The sequence below is a fragment of the Streptomyces sp. NBC_00190 genome, assembly GCF_036203305.1.
Classification (GTDB): domain Bacteria; phylum Actinomycetota; class Actinomycetes; order Streptomycetales; family Streptomycetaceae; genus Streptomyces.
This window is the reverse complement of record NZ_CP108131.1, coordinates 3,324,738-3,343,591: the sequence shown is the minus strand read 5'-3', so window position 1 is coordinate 3,343,591 and position 18,854 is coordinate 3,324,738. Positions and strand designations below refer to the sequence as shown.

The following is an 18,854-nucleotide window of genomic DNA, read 5'->3' as shown; positions in this document are numbered from 1 at the left end:
ACCGCTCGCTCGGCGCGCACCCGGTTCCCCCGTAAGCGGTAACGTGACACCGATACCCGACCTTGAAGGACCACATGCCCGCCCAGCAGCCCGCAGTCTCGGTGATCATGCCGGTGCTCGACGAGGAGCACTACCTCCGCGACTCCGTCCGCCACATCCTGGAACAGGAGTACGCGGGCGAGATGGAGGTGGTGATCGCGCTCGGGCCGTCCACGGACCGCACCGACGAGATCGCCGCCGAGCTCGTCGCCGAGGATCCCCGAGTCCACACCGTCCCGAATCCCACCGGCCGGACCCCGGCGGCCCTCAACGCCGCCATCAAGGCTTCGCGTCACCCGATCGTGGTACGCGTCGACGGCCACGGCATGCTCTCGCCGAACTACATCGCCACCGCCGTCCGCCTCCTGGAGGAGACCGGTGCGCAGAACGTCGGCGGCATCATGCACGCCGAGGGCCAGAACGCCTGGGAAGACGCCGTCGCCGCCGCGATGACGTCCAAGATCGGCGTCGGTAACGCTCCCTTCCACACCGGCGGCCAGGCGGGACCGGCCGAGACCGTCTACCTCGGTGTCTTCCGCCGCGAGGCGCTGGAGCAGCAGGGCGGCTACAACGAGGAGTTCATCCGCGCCCAGGACTGGGAGCTGAACTTCCGCATCCGTGAGGCCGGCGGCCTGATCTGGTTCTCCCCGGAGCTGAAGGTCCAGTACCGCCCGCGGCGTTCCGTACGGGCCCTGGCCAAGCAGTACAAGGACTACGGCCGGTGGCGGCACGTGGTGGCCCGTTACCACGAGGGCTCCATCAACCTGCGCTACCTGGCCCCGCCGACCCTGGTCTGCGCGATCGCGGCCGGCGTGGCCGTGGGCGTGACCGTGAGCCCGCTGGGCTTCGCCGTTCCGGCCGGCTACCTCGCGGCGATCGCCGCGGGCTCCGTCCCGGCGGGCAAGGGCCTGTCCCTCAAGGCCCGGGCGCAGATCCCGGTCGCCCTGGCCACCATGCACCTGTGCTGGGGCTACGGCTTCCTGACGAGCCCGCGCTCGCTCGCGAACAAGCTGATCGCGAGCCGCCGCCCGGCCGTGCACCGCAACGCCTCGCAGGTCTGAGACGTACGAAGGGGCCCGGCGCGGCGGCTGAGTTGATCACAGCCGCAGCGCCGGGCCCCTTTCGCGTACGCGCCTACCAGGTGAAGCCCTGCTGCACCTCCATGCAGGCCTGGTCGTTGTCGCCGTTGAGGGCGTGGGCGGAGTCCGGGGCCTTGGTGGGGGCGGGCGGCGGCGCGGTCGGTGCGTCGCCGGTCCGCCAGTCCTTGCCGACGAACAGCGTGATGCCCGGTACCTCGTCGGACTTCTGCACGGAGGAGGCCGGCAGGCCGAGCGCGGTGGCCAGGGCGGCGGCGTCGGCCGCCTGCCCGTCGGAGGCGAAGCGGATCACGGTGGTGTCCTCGGCCCCGGTCTGGCTGTCGGCGGTGGCCTTGGTGAAGCCCTTGCCGGTCAGCAGCGTGGCGACCTCGCTCGCCCGGCCCTTGGCCTTGGCCTGGGCGCCGTCCTTGCCGCCGGTGGAGTTGCGCACGGAGACCGCGATCTTGGCCGGAGCGGATGCGGGAGCCGTGGTCGGGGCGGCCGAGGGAGTCGGGGCCGTGGAGGCGGCCGCCCCAGGGGAGGCGGCGGCGCCCGGCGTTCCCGATCCCTTGCCGTCGAGCGCGATGTCCTCGCGGACCATCCGGAACACGTCCTCGGCCTCGCCCGCCATGGGCTCGACCCGTCCGTCCATGCCGGGCTTCGTGCTGTAGACCCACGGCATGGTGGTCATGGTGATCCGCCCCGGCGGGACCTTCTTGAGCTCCATGCTGAGGTCGTACAGCTTGTCGATCTTGTTCAGGCCGGGGTCCACGACCATGGCCTGGATGGCCGCCTGCGCCAGGCTGTTGAGCTTGACCGGGTTGGTGAGCTTGGCGTTCTTGCGGAACTCGCGGGCCATCGAGTTCATGTACTGGTGCTGGGCGTGGGTCCGGCCGATGTCGGTGCCGTCCTCGAAGCCGTAGCGGGTGCGCAGCCACTGCAGGGCCTGCTCGCCCTGGATGACGGTCGTGCCCTTCGCCAGCTTCAGGCCGGAGCCCTTGCCCTCGCGGTTGCGGGAGTAGACGTTCTCCTGGACGCAGACGGGGACGCCTCCGATGGCGTCCGCCATCGAGACCACGCCCTTGAAGTCGATCATCATGAAGTGGTCGATGGGAATCTTCGTCAGCTCGGTCCAGGTGGCGACCGTGCAGCCCGGTCCGCCGCGCTGGAGCGACTCGTTCGTCTGGACGAGCCCCTTGCTGGCGGGGTGCACCTTGCCGCCCGGCTCGGTGCACTTGGGCATCATCAGGATCGTGTCGCGGGGCATCGACACCACGGACATGTTGCTGCGGTCCGCGGACAGGTGCAGGAGCATCTGCACGTCCGCCAGCGGCGGTCCGCCGAAGGTGTTGGTCGCCCCGCCGAGGGCCTGGTTCGCCGCGTCGTCGCGCGCGTCGGAGCCGATGAGAAGGATGTTCAGCGGGGTCTGCCCGAAGGCGTTGGGCTTGGAACCGCCCAGTTTGGTCTCGCCCAGGTTCAGCGGGTCCGTCTTGATGCTGCCGTTGAGATGGCGGTAGTACAGGTAACCGGCCGCCGCCGTTCCGAGTATGAGCAGGGCCAGTACGGAGGCCACCCAGCGCAGCACGCGCCGGCGACCCCGCCTGCTCGGGCGGCCGCCGGCCGCCCGACGGGCGGCGCGGGATCCGCCCCGCGGCGGGGGCGGCGAGCCGGTCGCGCCCGTACCACCCCCGGATATGTCCCCGGACGTGTCGTCGGCGGCGCGGGCTGTCGCCCCCTCCCCCCGCACACTGCTCTGCCTCACGCGTACTCCCCCTCAAGGTCCTGATGACTCGGCATGGTGCCGGTACTGCCCGCTACGGGCGCTTATTTGGCGCAGACGGCCTTGTCGGCCTGGGCCTGCTGGACGTCCTTGGGCAACTCCTGCGGAGCGGGCGCCGCCAGAGGGCTGCCCGGCTGCTGGAAGTCCGGGCCCAGCGTCAGCTTCATCGGCGTCTTCGCCGCGGCGTCGGCCGTCCCGATCTTCATCGCCGAGGCCGACAGCCCCATCATCTCCGCCAGCGCCCGGGCCTGGTCGGCCTGGTTGGGCGCGTACTCCAGCTGCGTGGCCCCGACCTTCGCGGGCGCGTTGCCGAGGTTGCTGGCCTTGGACACGCCCTTGGTGATCTGCAGCCACTTCAAGGTGGTGGAGGCGGAGCCCGAGGGGCCGCCGCCGTTGTACACGTTCACCCGTACGTCCGCGGCGGGCGCCTTGTTGCCCTGGAGCAGCGCGTCCTGCTTGGCCTTCGCGTCCGCGTCGGCCGCCTCCTTGGCGGCCTGTTCCTTCTTCTCGACCTCCGTGAGCGAGACGTCCCCCCGGATCATCTGCAGCAGCGGTTCGGCCAGGGCCTTGTCGAGGACGACGGTGGCCTTCTTGCCCTCCGGTTCGGCCGGGTTGTCGAGCACCGGAAGGGTGGTGAAGGTGATGTTCTTCGTGTCGATGCCCTTCAACTCACCCGCCAGATCGGTGAGTTTGCCGATGGACCCGATCCCCGAGTCCACACCCAGCGACTTGGTGGCGGCCTCCGCGAGGGAGAGGAACTTCTTGGGGCTGGTCAGCGTCTCCTTCGACTTCATCTCACGCATCATCGAACCCAGGAACTGCTGCTGGATCTTGATCCGGTCGAGGTCGCTGTTGTTGCCGAAGCCGTGCCGGGTGCGGACGAAGGCGAGGGCCTGTTCGCCCTCCAGCCGGTGTTCGCCGGCGTCCAGCTTGAGGTGGGAGCCTTCCTCGTCGTTGACGGGCTTGGCCAGGCACACCGGTACTCCGCCGACCGCCGTGCTCAGCGTCTTGACGGCGTTGAAGTCGGCCATCATGAAGTGGTCGACCTCGATGCCGGTGAGTTCCTTGACCGTTCGCATGGTGCAGCCCGCGTCGCGGCCTTCCTGGCCCAGGCTGGTGTTGAAGCGGGTGCCCTTGGTGGGTGGGATCGTCTTCGTCGATCCGTCCGGCTGCTTCGTCGGGCAGGCCGGGATGTTGCTGATCAGGTCGCGGGGGATGGACAGCGCGGTCGCGTTCGTCCGGTCCTTCGAGACGTGGAACAGGATCGTGGTGTCGGCGTGGCCGACGCTGTCCTTGTCCCCGTAGCTCTCGTTGCCCGCACCGGTGCGCTTGTCGGTTCCGATGACCAGGATGTTGATGGGCTGGTCCTTCTTGAAACCGCCGGTGCCCGCTCCCGCCACGTCGGTGACGCTGAGGTTGCCGTTCAGGTGTTCGTAGTAGAGGTACGCGCCCACCGAGCCGGCGACCAACAGGAACGCCAGGGTCCCACCGGTGATGATCAGCGCCTTCTTGCGGCCTCCGCCGCCGATCTTGCGGGAGCGTCCGCCGCGCCTGCCGCCGGGAGGCGGGTCGCCGCGCCGCGGCTTCGGCACGGAGGGGGAGGGGGAAGGGGAGGGGGCGGTGGGCGCCGAGGGCGCCGCCGCTCTGCGGGGGGCTGAGACTTTGGGCCGCTGCTGCGCTGCGGAGTCGGCCAGTCGCAGTTCGTAGTGACCGGTGCGGGGGTTGAGCACCCACTGGTCTGCGGGGTCGATTTCCTCGGCCCGGCCACGGCTTTGCGCATCCACGGTTGCTCGAATCCTCCGTCGGTGCCTCGCGACGCGCCTCCCCCAAGGCGCACGGTCAACGTCCGGCTACTGGTGCCAGGCCTCTGGTTCGGCCGGGGCACCGGATCGCTCACCCTATCCGTCAGGTTCGGATGCAAACCATGCTGGTGACAAATTCCACTCCCCTTATAACGGGGCGAACCACCCATCCCACTCGGTTCGGTCACCGGCTTTTGGGATTGCTTTACCGGCAGTCGGCGACTCCCGCCGTCGTTCCGGTAAAGGTGGGGACGGGTGCGGAGGGCGTGGCGGTTCCCTCGCGCCCCTCATTCGTTCCGCCCGTCCGCGCCGCGCTCGGCGCGGACTCCACCGGCGCGATCCCGCTCTCGGGCTTCGGCGGGGCGACCGTCACGGGCCTGTCCGTCCGCAACTGCTCGAACAATTGCGCCGCGTCGGGCTCCACCAGCTCGTCGCGGTTCGGATTCCCGGAGTACGGTCTGCGGGGAACGGTCAGGAACTTCACCTGGTCGGTCGGTATGTCCCGTGCGCCCCGTACGAGTTCGTACAGGCCGCGCAGGGAGGCCAGCCCCGGATCCGTGGTCACCGAGGAGGTCGCCGCGTCCAGCAGCGGATACAGCCGGGCCGGGTTCAGCAGCACCCCGTTGCTCTGCACCTTCTTGACGAGCGAGCCGAGGAACTGCTGCTGGCGCTCCATCCGTTCCGTGTCGCTGCCGTTGCCCAGGCTGTAGCGGGCGCGCACGAAGCCGAGCGCCTGCTCGCCCTGGAGGGTCTGCCGCCCGGCGGGCAGCCTCAGTTTGGCCTCGGAGTCGTTGACCGGCTGCTTGAGGCAGACCTCCACGCCGTCTATGGCGTCGACCATCTGCTTGAAGCCACCGAAGTCGATCACCATGTGGTGGTCGATCCGGATCCCGGTGAGCTTCTCGGCCGTACGGATCGTGCAGGCGGCCCCGCCCCACTGGAAGGCCCAGTTGAACTGGGCGAACTGTTCGCGGGTGCGCCTTCCGTCCGCCATCAGGCAGGCGGGGATGTCCGTCATCAGGTCCCGCGGTATCGACACGGCCGTCGCGCTCAGCCGGTCCGCCGGCAGGTGCAGCAGGATGGTGGTGTCCGAGCGCTGCCCGCTCTGGTCCTGCCCGTACCGGGCGTTGTCCTTGCCCGAGCGCGAGTCCGAGCCGATCAGCAGGATGTTCTGGGCGCCGCTCGCGAGGTGCGCCGGCCGGTCGCGCTCGTAGCGCCGCAGCTCGGCCTCCGCCGAAGCGTCCTCGGTGATGTTCCCGTCGAGCTTGCGGTAGAGCCACCACCCGGTGGCCGAGCCCGCCAGGACCACGGCGGTCGCCCCGACCCCGATCCAGCGCAACAGCCGGCGCCGACGGCTGCGCGGAGGCTTCGGGGAGCCCGCGGCCGTCTGCTTTCCGCCTGGTATGCCTGCGCTGTCCGTCACTGGCGTCTACCTCTCGCCGCTGCGACCGCGGGCCGTACGGGTGAGTGCGGCCACTGCCGATCCTGCCCCTGGGCTGTGGCAGCGGCCCGGGGGCAGGGGCGTGTCTAGAGCCATGCGGGTGACAAATCGCCCGTTTCCGCCGTTGGCCAGTCCGGGTGACGGGCGGGCCGACGGCGGGCCGAAGGCGGTCAGGCGGCGGTCAGGCGGGGATCAGACCGTGTGGGTGACGCGCTCGCTCTCGATCCGCTGCGCCAGCGCGTCCTTCGACAGCCGGTCCAGGTTCCGGCACAGCACCACGGATCCGCCCGACGCCAGTGCGGCGTAGAGCCCGGCCGAGAGGCCGTCCCACGTGTCGTAGCCGAGCCCGCTCAGCACCCGGGAGCCCTCCCCGAGGCCGAGCCTCGCCGCGTCCTCGCGGGCGCGGTCCGTCAGCTCCGCGTACGAGAGCTCCTGGCCGCCGACGACCAGCCCGGGCCCCTCGGGGTCCACCGGCGCGAACGGCGCGAACCGGTCGCCCTGCCCCGGCACCTCCACCGCGTAGTCCGCGAACCCGGCCGGCGGCTGCGGGAACCGCCCGCCCAGCGGCCGCAGCGCGAGCGCCACGCGCTCCCCGGAGCAGGCCCGGGCCTCCTCCAGCGAGTCCGGCCCGCTGACGACGAGGTCGGCACCGGCCGGGTCGCCGCCCACCTCGGCGACGACCCCGACCGAGGCGCAGGCGAGCAGCCAGGCGGCACTCTGCCAGTGCGCCGGCAGCATCAGCGCGAGCCGGTCACCGGGCCCGGCGCCCAGGTCGCCCTGGAGCAGATTCGCGGTCTTGGCCACCCAATTGGCGAAGGTGGCGACGGACAATTCCACGCGCTCGCCCGTGGCGTCGTCGTAGAAGGTGACGAGCGGGCGGCCCGGATCGGCGGCGAGCGCGGATCGCAGCAGGTCGGCAGGGGTGCGGTCAGTGGAGTTCACCCGGCCCAGGTTACGCGGGCGCGTCCTCCGTCCGGTGGCCCGTGACTGCGCCGTACGGGGGAGGGGTGTCGGCGTGTCACCAGACGGAGCGTCAGTTCCCGGATGGCGCCGGGCGCTGAGCGTACTCACCATCCTTTTCATGCGTGGATTCCTTGCTTCCTCGATCGGCGTCGTGACGGCTGCCGCACTGGCCCTCCCCGTCGCGCTCCCTACTCCGGCCCTGGCAGAGGCCTCCCCGGTCACCCCCGCCGGGACCACCCAGTCGCTGCCGCTCGTCCCGCTGGGACCCTCGGCGGACCGGACCCCCGGCGTTCCCGGCATGAGCGCCTCGCCCCGCCTCCCCGAGGCACAGGGCCTGGCCGCACGTGAGGTCAAGACGTTCTCGCTGGTCGGCGTCGTCTGGGACGACGTCGCCACCGAGCTCCACGGCCGGGTCCAGGTCCGTACCCGCTCGGCGAAGACCTCGGCCTGGTCCGGCTGGCAGGACGTCGAGACCCACAACAGCGAGCACGCGGCCGACCCCGACGCGGTGGAGAGAGGTTCCGGCCGGGTCCGCGGCGCCACCGCCCCGCTGTGGGTCGGCGAGTCCGACGGCGTGGAGGTCCGCGTCCAGGCGGAACCGGCGGCACCGTCCACCCGCGCTCCGTCCCGGCTGCCCACGGGCATGCGGATCGAGCTGGTCGACCCGGGCGCGGAGGCGCCCGGCGCGGGGCCGGACGGCAAGAACGGCGGCCCCGTGGGCGACGACAAGGGAGACGGCCTGACGATGGAGATGGCCGAGTCCTCCGCGGCGAACCTCCCGCACGCCGAGCTGGGCGCGAACGAGATCATCGCCCTCGACAAGGCCGACTCCACCGCCGACGCGATCTACGCGAGTGACGGTGAACTGAGCGAGGCGGCCGCCCCGTTCATCGGTCCGCGCCCGCGGATCGTCACGCGCAGGGGGTGGGGCGCGGACGAGAGCCTGCGAGAGCCCGGCTTCGTCTACACGAACACCGTGAAGGCGGCCTTCGTCCACCACAGCGCCTCGGGCAACAACTACGCCTGCAAGGACGCCCCGGCGGTGCTGCGCAGCCTGTACCGCTACCACGTACTCAGCAGCGGCTGGCGCGACTTCGGCTACAACTTCGCCGTCGACAAGTGCGGCACGGTGTACGAGGGCCGCGCGGGCGGAGTCTCCAGGCCGGTGCTCGGCGCGCACACCATGGGCTTCAACACCGACAGCATGGGCGTGGCGGTGCTGGGCACGTACACCTCCACGGCGCCCCCCGCGGCGGCGGTCGACGCGATCGCCCGCCTCACGGCCTGGAAGCTCGGCCTCTTCGGCAGGGACCCGCGCGCGAAGACCACCCTGAGGTCGGGCGGCGGCAACCTCTACACCAAGGGCACGAACGTGAAGATGAACGTGATCTCGGGCCACCGGGACGGCTTCGCGACCGAATGCCCGGGCAAGAAGCTCTACGGCAAACTCCCGACGACCCGCACCTCATCGGCGAAGCTCCAGGGCCGCCCGTAGCCACCAGGGCTGCGTCCGGACTCGGGCCCGGGCCGCGGGTCCGGGCCCGGGTCCCTGTTTCCGGGGGCACCCGGCGGTGGCCGGGGGAGAAGGGGGCGGGGTGGGCCGGAGCCCCGCAGGGCTACGCTCGACGCATGGCCGGCCGCTTCGACCCCGTCGATCCCCTCACCCGCACCACCGTGCGCGGCGGCCGGACCGCCGTGCCCGCCGGGCAGGGGCGACCGGTCGGCGCGGGCGCCAAGGAACGCCGGTGGACCCCCGAGGGGCCGGTCGACCTCGGGCTCACCCTCGGCCCGCTCAGACGGGGCCCCGCCGACCCCACCTTCCGCACCACCCCCGACGGCTCGGTCTGGAGGGCGACCCGGACCCCCGACGGCCCCGCCACCCTGCGCCTGGCCGGGCGGCCCGGCCAGGAAGTGCATGCCGAGGCCTGGGGCCCCGGCGCCGACTGGATCCTCGAACAGCTGCCCGCGCTCCTCGGCGCCGGCGACGACCCCGCCGTCTTCGTCCCCCGCCACCGCCTCGTGCACGCCAGCCACCGCCGCCGCCCGGGTCTGCGCCTCACCCGTACCGGCCTGGTCCTGGAGTCCCTGATCCCCACCGTGCTGGAGCAGAAGATCACCGCCGACGAGGCCTACCGCGCCTGGCGCCGCCTCGTACGCCAGTACGGCGAGCCCGCCCCCGGTCCGCAGGACCTCGGCCTGCACGTCATGCCCACCGCCCGCACCTGGGCGATGATCCCGTCCTGGGACTGGCACAAGGCCGGGGTCGACGCCAAGCGCGCCGCGGCGATCGTCCGGGCCGCCCGCGTGGCGAACCGCCTGGAGGAAGCGGCCGCCATGGCCCTGCCCGAGGCCGCGCGACGGCTGGAGGCCGTTCCCGGCATCGGCCCGTGGACCTCCGCCGAGACCCTCCAGCGCAGCAACGGCGACCCCGACGCCGTCACGACCGGCGACCTCCACCTCCCCGGCATCATCGGCTACGCCCTCGCCGGGGACCGCGACGCCGACGACGCCGCCATGCTGGAGCTCCTCGCCCCGTACGCGGGCCAGCGCCACCGCGCCGCCCGCCTCATCCTCCTCGCCGGTCACACGCCGCCCCGCCGCATGCCCCGCATGCCCCGGACGGACATCGGAAGGCTCTGACAGCTCCGTCAGCTCCGGCAGCGCTGACCGATCCGGCTACCGCACCTCGATGAAGTCCGCGGCGGACCGCGAGGGCCGCTCCCGTGGCGGCTGGGCCGCGTGACCCACGGCCACCGCCCCCATCGGGTCCCAGTCCTCCGGCAGCCCCAGCACCTCCCGGACCACGTCCCGGCAGAACATCGTCGAGGACACCCACGCCGAGCCCAGCCGCTCCCCGGCCAGCGCCACCAGGAAGTTCTGCACGCCCGCGCCCATCGCGACCACGAACATCTCGCGCTCCGCCGCGTCCCGGCGGGCGTGCCCGTAGTCGTGCGAGCCGTCCGTCACCATGCACGGCACCACCAGGTACGGCGCGCCGCGCAGCACCTCACCCCGCCGCACCCGCTTGGCGATGGACTCCTCGGACTTGCCGTCCGACCGCAGGTCCGCGATCCACGCGTCCCGCATCGCGTCCAGGAGCCGCACCCGCGAGGCCTCGGACTCCAGCAGCACGAACCGCCACGGCGTCGTGTGGTGCGGGGCGGGCGCCGTCACGGCCGCCGCCACCGCCCGCCGTACGGCGCCCGGGTCCACCGGCTCGGCCGTGAAGGCCCGTACGGTACGGCGCTGCGTCACGGCCTCCCGTACCGCCTCCGAGGTGCCCAGCCGGAACATGTCGTCGGCCGGGGTGCGCACCAGGTCGCGCGCCGCGGAGCCCTCGCCGAGTACGTGGGCCAGCCCGCGGACGACGGCCACCGGCAGCCCGGCCGCCTTGCCCTTGACCAGGTCGCCGGCGGCGGCCAGCTCGTCCGCGGTCGCCACGACCGTCGCGCTCAGGGCGTTTCCGTGCGCGTCCGTGCCTCCCCGCAGGTCGTCCAGGACCCGCACTCCGGCCGAGCCGATCGCCACGTCCGTGAGCCCGTTGCGCCAGGGCCGCCCGAAGGTGTCGGTGACGACCACGCCCACGTCCACGGAGAGGACGTCGCGCACCCCCGCGCGGATCGCGGCGGCCGAGGCGTCCGGGTCCTCGGGCAGCAGCAGCACCGTGCCGGGGGCGGTGTTGGAGGCGTCGACCCCGGCGGCCGCCATCACCAGGCCCTGCCGGTTCTCGACGATCCGCAGGTGACCCCGGCGCGCGACCACGCGTACGGTCTCCGCGTCTATGGCGTCCTCGCGCGAGTCCGCCGCCACGATCCGGCCCTCGGCCTTGGAGACGATCTTCGAGGTGACCAGCAGGACGTCCCCGTCCCGCAGGTCGGGCGCGGCCACCGTGATCAGTTTCGCCAGGTCGTCGCCCGGCCTGACCTCGGGTATGCCCTCGACGGCCCGTACCTCGTAGGAGGGAACGGGCGCGGCGGAGGCGTGCGCGTCGGTCACCGCGAGGCCTCCGCCAGTTCCAGCGCCGCCCGGGCCATCTCCGCGGTGGCCTCCAGGTCGGTCATCATCAGCGGCACCGCGCGGCAGGAGATCCCGGCGGCCTCGACCTCGGCGACGGCGTCCGCGTCGGCCGTGTCCACCAGCCAGCCGTCGAGCAGCCCGGTCCCGTAGTGGCGGGCGACCGCGGCGGCCGTGGCCTCCACGCCGACCGCGGCCAGCACCTTGTCCGCCATTCCGCGCACCGGCGCGCCCCCGACGATGGGGGAGAGGCCCACGACGGGCGCCCCGGCGGCGGCCACGGCCTCCCGGATGCCGGGCACGGCGAGGATCGTCCCCACCGAGACCACCGGGTTCGACGGCGGGAAGATGATCACGTCGGCGGCCGCGACGGCCTCCAGCACGCCCGGCGCGGGCTTGGCCTGCTCGGCCCCGACGGGGACGACGGCCTCCGCGTCCACGGCGGCGCGCAGCCGGACCCAGTACTCCTGGAAGTGGACGACCCGCCGTTCGCCGGTGGCGGGATCGGTGATCGCGACGTGGGTCTCGACCCGGTCGTCGGACATGGGCAGCAGCCGTACCCCGGGCTGCCAGCGGTCGCACAGGGCCTCGGTGACGGCGCTCAGCGGGTAGCCCGCGCCGAGCATCTGCGTACGGACGATGTGGGTGGCGAAGTCGCGGTCGCCGAGGCCGAACCAGGTGGGCCCGACCCCGTACGCCGCGAGTTCCTCCTTGACGGTGAAGGACTCGTCGGTACGGCCCCAGCCCTGGTCCTCGTTGATGCCACCGCCGAGGGTGTACATCACCGTGTCCAGATCGGGGCACACCTTGAGCCCGAACAGGTGAATGTCGTCACCGGTGTTGCCGATGACCGTGATGTCCGCGTCGGGGACTGCGACCTTGAGGCCGCGGAGGAACCGGGCGCCGCCTATACCGCCGGCCAGAACAACAATGCGCATGCGCCGAAGTCTGTCAGGCCGCAGGGCCGCGGTCAGGCGGGGACCGACTCCTGGCGCGCCGGGGAGCAGCTGTGCATCGGCATCTCGGTCAGGCCGGGGAAGTAGACGTGCAGGCTGACGGCGCCTTCGAGGGTGTCGTTGACGACCTCGTGGGCGTAGCCGGGGGCGAAGACCCGCTGGGAGCCGGCGCCGAGGGCGAGCCGTCCGCGGGTGTGGTGTTCGGTGAGCTCGCCTTCGAGGACGGTCAGGACGCCGGAGGAGGCGCCGTGGTCGTGCGGGCCGCTGCCCTGGCCGGGGACCCAGCTGAGCAGCCACACCTCGTAGCCGGGGCCGGTGCGCAGCCGGTGGTACCAGCGGGTGGTGGCGTCGTACTGGACGAGGTGCTCCCAGGAGGCGCGGTCCTCGGCGATGGAGCGGGCGAGGCCGACGAACTCGGCGACGGTGGCCGGGTGCTCGCGGGCGGGCTGGAGGAGGTGCTGGACGGCGAGGATGTCGCCGGCGATCTGGAGGTCGCTCTCGGCGTACGTGGGGGTGCTGGCGCTGTTCATCGTGGGGATACCTCGACGGATGTCAGTGGTGCTGGCGGTTGCTGCGGGGGCGGGCTGGAGCCGGTACGGAGTCGGAGCTCCGGAGGCATCAACAGCTGCAACAGCAACAGCGAACCTGGGCAGCGCACAGGAACCCACGAATGGGGGTCCGGGTGGTGGCTGCGGTCGCTGACATGAGAACAAGGAGAGCGGGTCGGGGGTCGGACTGTCAACCCAATGTCCGGTTTGGCGGAAAAGTTTCACCTCATCCGGTTGCTGTGCACGGAGAAAGGTTTGTGCAGTCGGCGTCCGGGGATGTGGCGCTGCAACCGAGTTCAAACCACACCCGCAGCTTCGTGACCGGAATGTGATCTGCGCCGCTTCTTTGGCTGGATCGCAACCCTGCCCCGGGGTGGCGCGTGGATTACGGGTAAAGGCGGGCATCATGTGACGCCCGTTGCATGTGTCACGATTTTTGGCGATATGAACACTTTCTGCATAGGCTTGGTTCCGCAGAGTGAATAAGGGGCCCAATAGCAGATCTCGGCTTGACTGCTCCGGAGCCACGCACTTGTAATTTCACTCGTGTCGTTACGTAGCAATCAGTGACGACGCCACCACGGGGACGCATAGACAGAGCGAGGGGCGCACATGACCGAGCTGTTTCAGGAACTGCTGGTCGAGGAGGCGGACGAGGAGCTCGGCTGGCAGGAGCGCGCTCTGTGCGCCCAGACCGACCCCGAGTCCTTCTTTCCCGAGAAGGGCGGCTCCACCCGCGAGGCCAAGAAGGTCTGCCTCGCCTGCGAGGTCCGCTCCGAATGCCTTGAGTACGCCCTCGCCAACGACGAGCGATTCGGCATCTGGGGCGGTCTGTCCGAGCGCGAGCGCCGCCGGCTGAAAAAGGCAGCGGTCTGATACGCCCGGGACGCTTCCCAACAGGTACCTTCCGCACCTATCGCACATCGCACGACATATCGAACTGCCCGGCCCGCAACGTACCGAGCAGAGCAAACGGTCCGCCTCCTGCACCTTCCCCGCAGGAGGCGGACCGTCGCTTTTCCAGCCGTTAGTGTGGCGCTGTCCAGCAGCCTCCGAGGGCACACCACCCCCGGACCCTCCCCCCGGACTCCGTCCGGGAGGACCCCCAGGCCGGAGGGCCAGTAGCGCGATGTCCCCGCACAGCCAGTCGACGGCCTCTTACCAGGCCCCCGCCACACCCGAGTTCCCCCGGCACGTCGTCACCGCGGTCCTCGTCGCCCACGACGGCGCCCGCTGGCTGCCCCGGACACTCGCCGGCCTCCTCGGCCAGGAACGCCCCGCGCAGAACCACGTCGCCGCCGACACCGGCAGCGCCGACGACTCCGCGCGGCTGCTCACCGAGGCGTTCGGCGACGACCGCGTCCTGCACCTCGCCCGCCGCACCGGATTCGGCACCGCCGTCGACGAATCCGCCCGCAACGCGGGCACCCTGACCCCCGAGGACCTCCCGTACCTCAAGCGCCCCAGCGGCTGGGACCCCGTCAGCCGCACCTGGCGCGACGACGCGTACGACCTGCCCGACCTCCCCCACGGCGAACCCGTCCAGTGGCTCTGGCTCCTGCACGACGACAGCGCGCCCGAGCCCGACGCCCTCACCGAGCTGCTCCGCGTCGCCGAGGAGAACCCCGACGCCGCCGTCATCGGCCCCAAGCTGCGCGGCTGGTACGACAAGAAGCAGCTCCTCGAAGCCGGCGTCACCATCGCCCGCAGCGGCCGCCGCTGGACCGGACTCGACCGCCGCGAACAGGACCAGGGCCAGCACGACCAGGTCCGCCCCGTCCTGTCCGTCTCCACGGCGGGCATGCTGGTGCGCCGCGACGTCTACGACGAGCTCGGCGGCTTCGACAGACGCCTGCCCCTGATGCGCGACGACGTCGACCTCTGCTGGCGCGCCCAGAGCGCCGGCCACACCGTCCTCGTCGCCCCCGACGCCGTCATGCGCCACGCCGAGGCCTCCGCCCGCGAACGCCGCACCGTCGACTGCGCGGGCCGTACGAGCGCGAGCCCGCACCGCGTCGACAAGGCCGGCGCCGTCTACACGATGCTCGCCAACAGCTCCGGCCGCGCCCTGCCCTACGTCCTGCTGCGCGTCCTGCTCGGCACCGTGCTGCGCACCCTCGCCTACCTCATCGGCAAGGCCCCCGGCCAGGCCGTCGACGAGTTCACCGGCCTCCTGGCAACCCTGCTCCGCCCGGGCCGGATCCTCGCCGCCCGCAAGCGCCGCCGCCGACCCGTCGTCCCCGCCGCGGACCTGCGCCCGCTCTTCCCCCCGCCGGGCGCCTCCCTGCGGGCCAACGCCGAACAGCTCGCCGGCTACTTCGCCGACGGCCGCGACTCCGAGGCCGCCCCCGCCGGCCGGCACGGCGGCGGCAGCATCCTCAACGCGCCCGGCGAGGACGACTTCCGGGACACCGAGCGGTTCGCGCGCCTCAAGCGGATCGCCCGCAACCCCGCGCCCGTCCTCTTCGGCCTCCTCCTGCTCGTCTCCCTCGCAGCCTGCCGCTCCCTCATCGGCGGCGGCTCCCTCATGGGCGGCGCCCTGCTCCCCGCCCCCGACGGCGGCTTCGAGCTCTGGCGTGCCTACACCGACGGCTGGCAGCCCGTCTCCACCGGCTCCACCGCCGCCGCACCCCCATACATCGCCGTCCTCGGCGCCCTCGCCACCCTGCTCTTCGGCTCCACCCAGGCCGCCCTGACCCTGCTGCTCGTCGGCTCGGTCCCGCTCGCCGGACTCACCGCGTACTTCGCCTCCCGGCCGCTCGTCGCCTCCCGGCTGCTGCGCGCCTGGGCCGCCGTCGCCTACGCCTTCCTCCCCGCCGTCACCGGAGCCCTCGCCGGCGGCCGCCTCGGCACCGCCGTGCTCGCCGTCCTGCTCCCGCTGATCGCCCGCTCCGCCGTCGCCGCCTTCGCCCTCGGCGCAGCCGACGGGGAGCGGACGAGCTGGCGCGCGGTGTGGACGTACACCCTCCTGCTGACCGTGGCCACCGCCTTCACCCCCGTCGTGTGGCCGCTCGCCGCCGCCCTCGGGGCCGCCGCGCTGGTCATGCGCCGAGCGCAGTGGAAGACGTACGGACCGCGGCTGATCGCCGGCCTCGCCGTCCCCGTCCTCGTGCTCGCCCCCTGGTCGCTGGGCCTGTTCACACACCCCGGCAGCCTCCTGCACGAAGCCGGACTGCCCTACGGAGCCGGCTCCGCCTCCGCCCTGGACCTGCTCGGCACCAGCCCCGGCGGCCCCGGCACCACCGGCGGCGTGCTGCTGCTCGGCATCGTCCTCGCCGCCCTGGGCGCCCTGCTGCGGACCGACCGGCGGTTCGCCGTCCGCGCCGCCTGGGCCACCGCCCTCGCAGGGCTGCTCCTCGCCGTCCTCCTCAACCGGACCGCCTGGGCCGGACCCGCCACCCTCGTCTACGGGCTCGCCCTGCTGGTGGCCGCCGCGCTCGGCGCGGACGGCGCCAGGGAGCGGGTCGCCGCCCGCAACTTCGGCTGGCGCCAGCCGCTGGCCGCGCTCATCGCCCTCACCGCCGCCGCCGGACCGCTCCTCACCGCGGCCGGCTGGCTCATCGCCGGAGCCGACGGCCCGCTCCAGCGCCGCGACCCGGTGCAGGTGCCCGCCTTCGTCGCCGAGGCGGGCGGTGACGACAACCAGACCCGCACCCTGATCCTCGCCGTGGACCAGCCCGCCACCGTCTCCTACAGCCTCGTCCGCGGCTCCGGCGGCCGCCTCGGCGACGCCGAGACCGCCGCCCGCACCGGCAGCGACCCCCGCCTCGACAAGGTCGTCTCCAACCTCGTCGCCGGCTCCGGCGCCGACCAGTCCAGCCAGCTCAGCGCCTACGCCATCCGCTTCGTCATGTTCCGCCCCGGCGGACCCGAGGACATCCGCCGCGTCCTCGACGCCACCCCGGGGCTCAGCCGGCGCCACCAGCAGGACGGCACCGCGCTCTGGGGCGTCGAGCCCTGGCTGCCGCGCGCCGTCATCGTCTCCGGCAAGCAGGGCGAGGCCCCGATCCCGGTCGCCGCCGGTCCCGTCGAGGCCCACGGCAAGATCCCGGCCGGTGAGGCGGGCCGCGTGCTGCGCATCGCCGACCGCGCCGACTCCGGCTGGCGGGCCACCCTCGACGGCAAGCCCCTCAAGCCGAAGACCCTCGACGGCTGGGCACAGGGCTTCGAACTGCCCGCCGACGCCGGCCGCCTCGACCTCGTCCACGAGCACTCCCTCGTGCGCACCGTCTGGCACTGGGCGCAGGGCGTCCTCGCCCTGGTCCTGCTCGTCATGGCCCTGCCCGGCCGCCGCGAACGGCTCGACGACGACCTGCCCGAGGAAGAGGCCGTGATCCCCGCCCAGCCCGGCCCGGGCGAGGCCGGCGAGGGCCGCCGCGCCCGCCGCCTGCGCGAACAGGCCGCGCCCGCCCCCGTACCGGTCGAGGCCGCCGTGGCCGCCGACCCGTACGCGGACATCCCGGCGCAGCCGGTGTACGGCGAAGAGGCGTACGGGCAGGACGCGTACGCCTACCAGCCCCACCCGGACCAGGGCGGCTACGCCTACGAGCCGCAGGCGCAGCCGTACGGTCAGGCGCCGGGGTACGAGCAGTACCCGTTCCCGCAGCAACAGCAGCCGGTCCAGGACCCGGACCAGCAGCAGTACCCCTACCCGTACGACACCTACGGACAGTACGACCCGCGTCCGGACGGGAGCCCCCAGCAGTGAAGCAGCGCGCACCCCTGACGCTCGCGGCCGTGACCGCGGCGCTGGCCGCCCTCACCGCCGTCGCCGCCCTCACGGCCCCCGCCGCCGAGGGCACCGCGGCCGACGGCAAGGCCGCGGCCGCCGCCCGGATGCCGGTGGAGCGGTCCCTGCTGGTCTGCCCGGCGCCGAGCTCCTCGGACATCGCGGACACCACGTACACGGCGTTCACCCCCGGCTCGGCCGGATCCGCCGAGGGCAAGGGCTCGGCCCGGCTGCTCGGCGCCACCAAGGACGCCAAGCCGGTGCTGGAGCCCAAGGAGGCGGGCAAGCCCTTCGGGGCCACCGCCTCCGGCGCCGACGCCCCCGCGCTCACCGGCAGCGCCGATGGGATCCTCGCCCCCGGCTGGACCGCGCAGCTGACCACCAAGGTCTCCGTCGGCCGGGCCCGGGGCGTCCTCGGCGCCGGCTGCACCGCTCCCGGCACCGACTTCTGGTTCCCCGCGGTGAGCACCGCCAAGGGACGCGAGGACTACGTACACCTCACCAACCCCGACGACGCCGCCGCCGTCGTCGACATCAAGCTCTTCGGCCCGGACGGCGTGGCCAAGCCCGACGCGGGCACCAGCGAGAACATCCGCATCGACCCCAAGTCCAGCAAGTCCGTCCTGCTCTCCTCCCTGATCCCGGGGGCGCAGCTCGCGGACGCCACCGCCCACGTGACGACCCGGGCAGGCCGGGTCGGCGCCTCCGTGCAGGTCGGCGAGGAAGGCGTGGGCGCCGACTGGCTGCCCGCCGCCACCGACCCGGCGGGCTCCCTCGTCCTGCCGGGCATCCCGGCCGACGCCGCCTCCGTCAGGCTGGTCGCCTTCGTACCCGGCGAGGACGACGCGGACGTGAAGATCCGGCTGGCCGGGCCCGGCGGCACCATCACCCCGGCGGGCAACGAACAACTGCACGTCAAGGCCGGTATGACGGCGAGCGTGGACCTCAAGGACGTGACCCGCGGCGAGCCGGGCTCACTGCTGCTGACGCCGGTGGACGCCAAGAAGGCCGCCCCGCTGGTCGCGGCGGTACGGGTGGTGCGCGGCTCCGGCGCGAAGCAGGATCTGGGCTTCGTCCCCGCCTCCGGGCCGGTGGGCACGCGGGCGACCGTGGCCGACAACCGGCCCGAGGAGAACGCGACCGTCCTGTCGCTGACGGCGGTGGGCGACAAGGACGCGAAGGTCAAGGTGACGGCCTCGCCGGGCACCGGCGGCGGGGAGGCGTCCTCCCAGGAGGTGACCGTCAAGGCGGGCACCACCCAGACGGTGGCCGTGGCCCCGGCAGGCGCCAAAGGCTCCTACGCCCTCACCGTCGAAACCCTCTCCGGCGGCCCGGTCCACGCGGCCCGCACCCTGTCCCTCCCGCACGAGGGCATCGCGATGTTCACCGTCCAGACCCTGTCGGACGACCACTCCACGGTCTCGGTCCCCCGAGCGACGCAGGACCTGTCGGTCCTGACCCGCTGACCCCTGACCCGCTGACCGCCCGGCCCCGCGCTACGACAGG

At 72.8% G+C, this 18,854-nt stretch carries 13 protein-coding genes; 6 read left to right on the top strand and 7 right to left on the bottom strand.

The annotated features are described in order from the left end of the window. The first annotated feature begins 74 nt into the window (after positions 1–74). On the top strand, positions 75–1,100 hold the full coding sequence (locus OG429_RS16110; RefSeq protein WP_328926018.1) for a glycosyltransferase family 2 protein: 1,026 nt from the start codon (positions 75–77) through the stop codon (positions 1,098–1,100). Between the two features lie 73 nt (positions 1,101–1,173). On the opposite strand, the gene OG429_RS16105 is transcribed toward OG429_RS16110, so the two are convergent. The 4 genes from OG429_RS16105 to OG429_RS16090 all read right to left on the bottom strand — a co-directional run bounded on the left by OG429_RS16105 (position 1,174) and on the right by OG429_RS16090 (position 7,080). Continuing rightward, positions 1,174–2,877, bottom strand: a complete 1,704-nt coding sequence (locus OG429_RS16105; RefSeq protein WP_328926017.1) for an LCP family protein — start codon at positions 2,875–2,877, stop codon at positions 1,174–1,176. 62 nt (positions 2,878–2,939) lie between these two features. After that, on the bottom strand, positions 2,940–4,679 hold the full coding sequence (locus OG429_RS16100) for an LCP family protein (protein WP_328926016.1): 1,740 nt from the start codon (positions 4,677–4,679) through the stop codon (positions 2,940–2,942). Between the two features lie 223 nt (positions 4,680–4,902). Further along, complete coding sequence (locus OG429_RS16095) at positions 4,903–6,120, bottom strand: LCP family protein (protein WP_328926015.1); 1,218 nt, start codon at positions 6,118–6,120, stop codon at positions 4,903–4,905. Positions 6,121–6,330: 210 nt separating this feature from the next. Next, a complete protein-coding gene (locus OG429_RS16090; protein ID WP_328926014.1) occupies positions 6,331–7,080 on the bottom strand; it encodes a TIGR03089 family protein in 750 nt (249 codons plus the stop codon). A gap of 139 nt (positions 7,081–7,219) precedes the next feature. Here OG429_RS16090 and OG429_RS16085 point away from each other — a divergent pair, with 139 nt between their 5' ends. Continuing rightward, complete coding sequence (locus OG429_RS16085; protein WP_328926013.1) at positions 7,220–8,596, top strand: peptidoglycan recognition protein family protein; 1,377 nt, start codon at positions 7,220–7,222, stop codon at positions 8,594–8,596. A 134-nt stretch (positions 8,597–8,730) separates the two neighbouring features. Then, a complete protein-coding gene (locus OG429_RS16080) occupies positions 8,731–9,741 on the top strand; it encodes a DNA-3-methyladenine glycosylase family protein (protein ID WP_328926012.1) in 1,011 nt (336 codons plus the stop codon). 36 nt (positions 9,742–9,777) lie between these two features. On the opposite strand, the gene OG429_RS16075 is transcribed toward OG429_RS16080, so the two are convergent. Genes OG429_RS16075 through OG429_RS16065 form a run of 3 tightly spaced genes read right to left on the bottom strand, consistent with a single transcriptional unit; the run spans position 9,778 to position 12,601 of the window. Beyond that, on the bottom strand, positions 9,778–11,097 hold the full coding sequence (locus tag OG429_RS16075) for a coenzyme F420-0:L-glutamate ligase (RefSeq protein WP_328926011.1): 1,320 nt from the start codon (positions 11,095–11,097) through the stop codon (positions 9,778–9,780). Further along, positions 11,094–12,053: a 2-phospho-L-lactate transferase gene (gene cofD / locus OG429_RS16070; protein WP_328926010.1), complete on the bottom strand. Its 960-nt coding sequence runs from the start codon at positions 12,051–12,053 to the stop codon at positions 11,094–11,096. The genes OG429_RS16075 and cofD overlap by 4 nt, the downstream gene beginning before the upstream one ends. A gap of 32 nt (positions 12,054–12,085) precedes the next feature. Continuing rightward, on the bottom strand, positions 12,086–12,601 hold the full coding sequence (locus tag OG429_RS16065) for a cysteine dioxygenase (RefSeq protein ID WP_328926009.1): 516 nt from the start codon (positions 12,599–12,601) through the stop codon (positions 12,086–12,088). A gap of 630 nt (positions 12,602–13,231) precedes the next feature. Here OG429_RS16065 and OG429_RS16060 point away from each other — a divergent pair. From OG429_RS16060 to OG429_RS16050, 3 genes are all read left to right on the top strand, one after another. Further along, positions 13,232–13,495, top strand: coding sequence for a WhiB family transcriptional regulator (locus tag OG429_RS16060; RefSeq protein ID WP_003983763.1), 264 nt, complete (start codon positions 13,232–13,234; stop codon positions 13,493–13,495). Positions 13,496–13,748: 253 nt separating this feature from the next. Then, complete coding sequence (locus tag OG429_RS16055) at positions 13,749–17,327, top strand: glycosyltransferase family 2 protein (protein WP_328926008.1); 3,579 nt, start codon at positions 13,749–13,751, stop codon at positions 17,325–17,327. Beyond that, positions 17,324–18,814: a DUF5719 family protein gene (locus OG429_RS16050; protein ID WP_328926007.1), complete on the top strand. Its 1,491-nt coding sequence runs from the start codon at positions 17,324–17,326 to the stop codon at positions 18,812–18,814. Before OG429_RS16055 ends, OG429_RS16050 begins: the two co-directional genes overlap by 4 nt. Positions 18,815–18,854 lie beyond the last annotated feature (40 nt).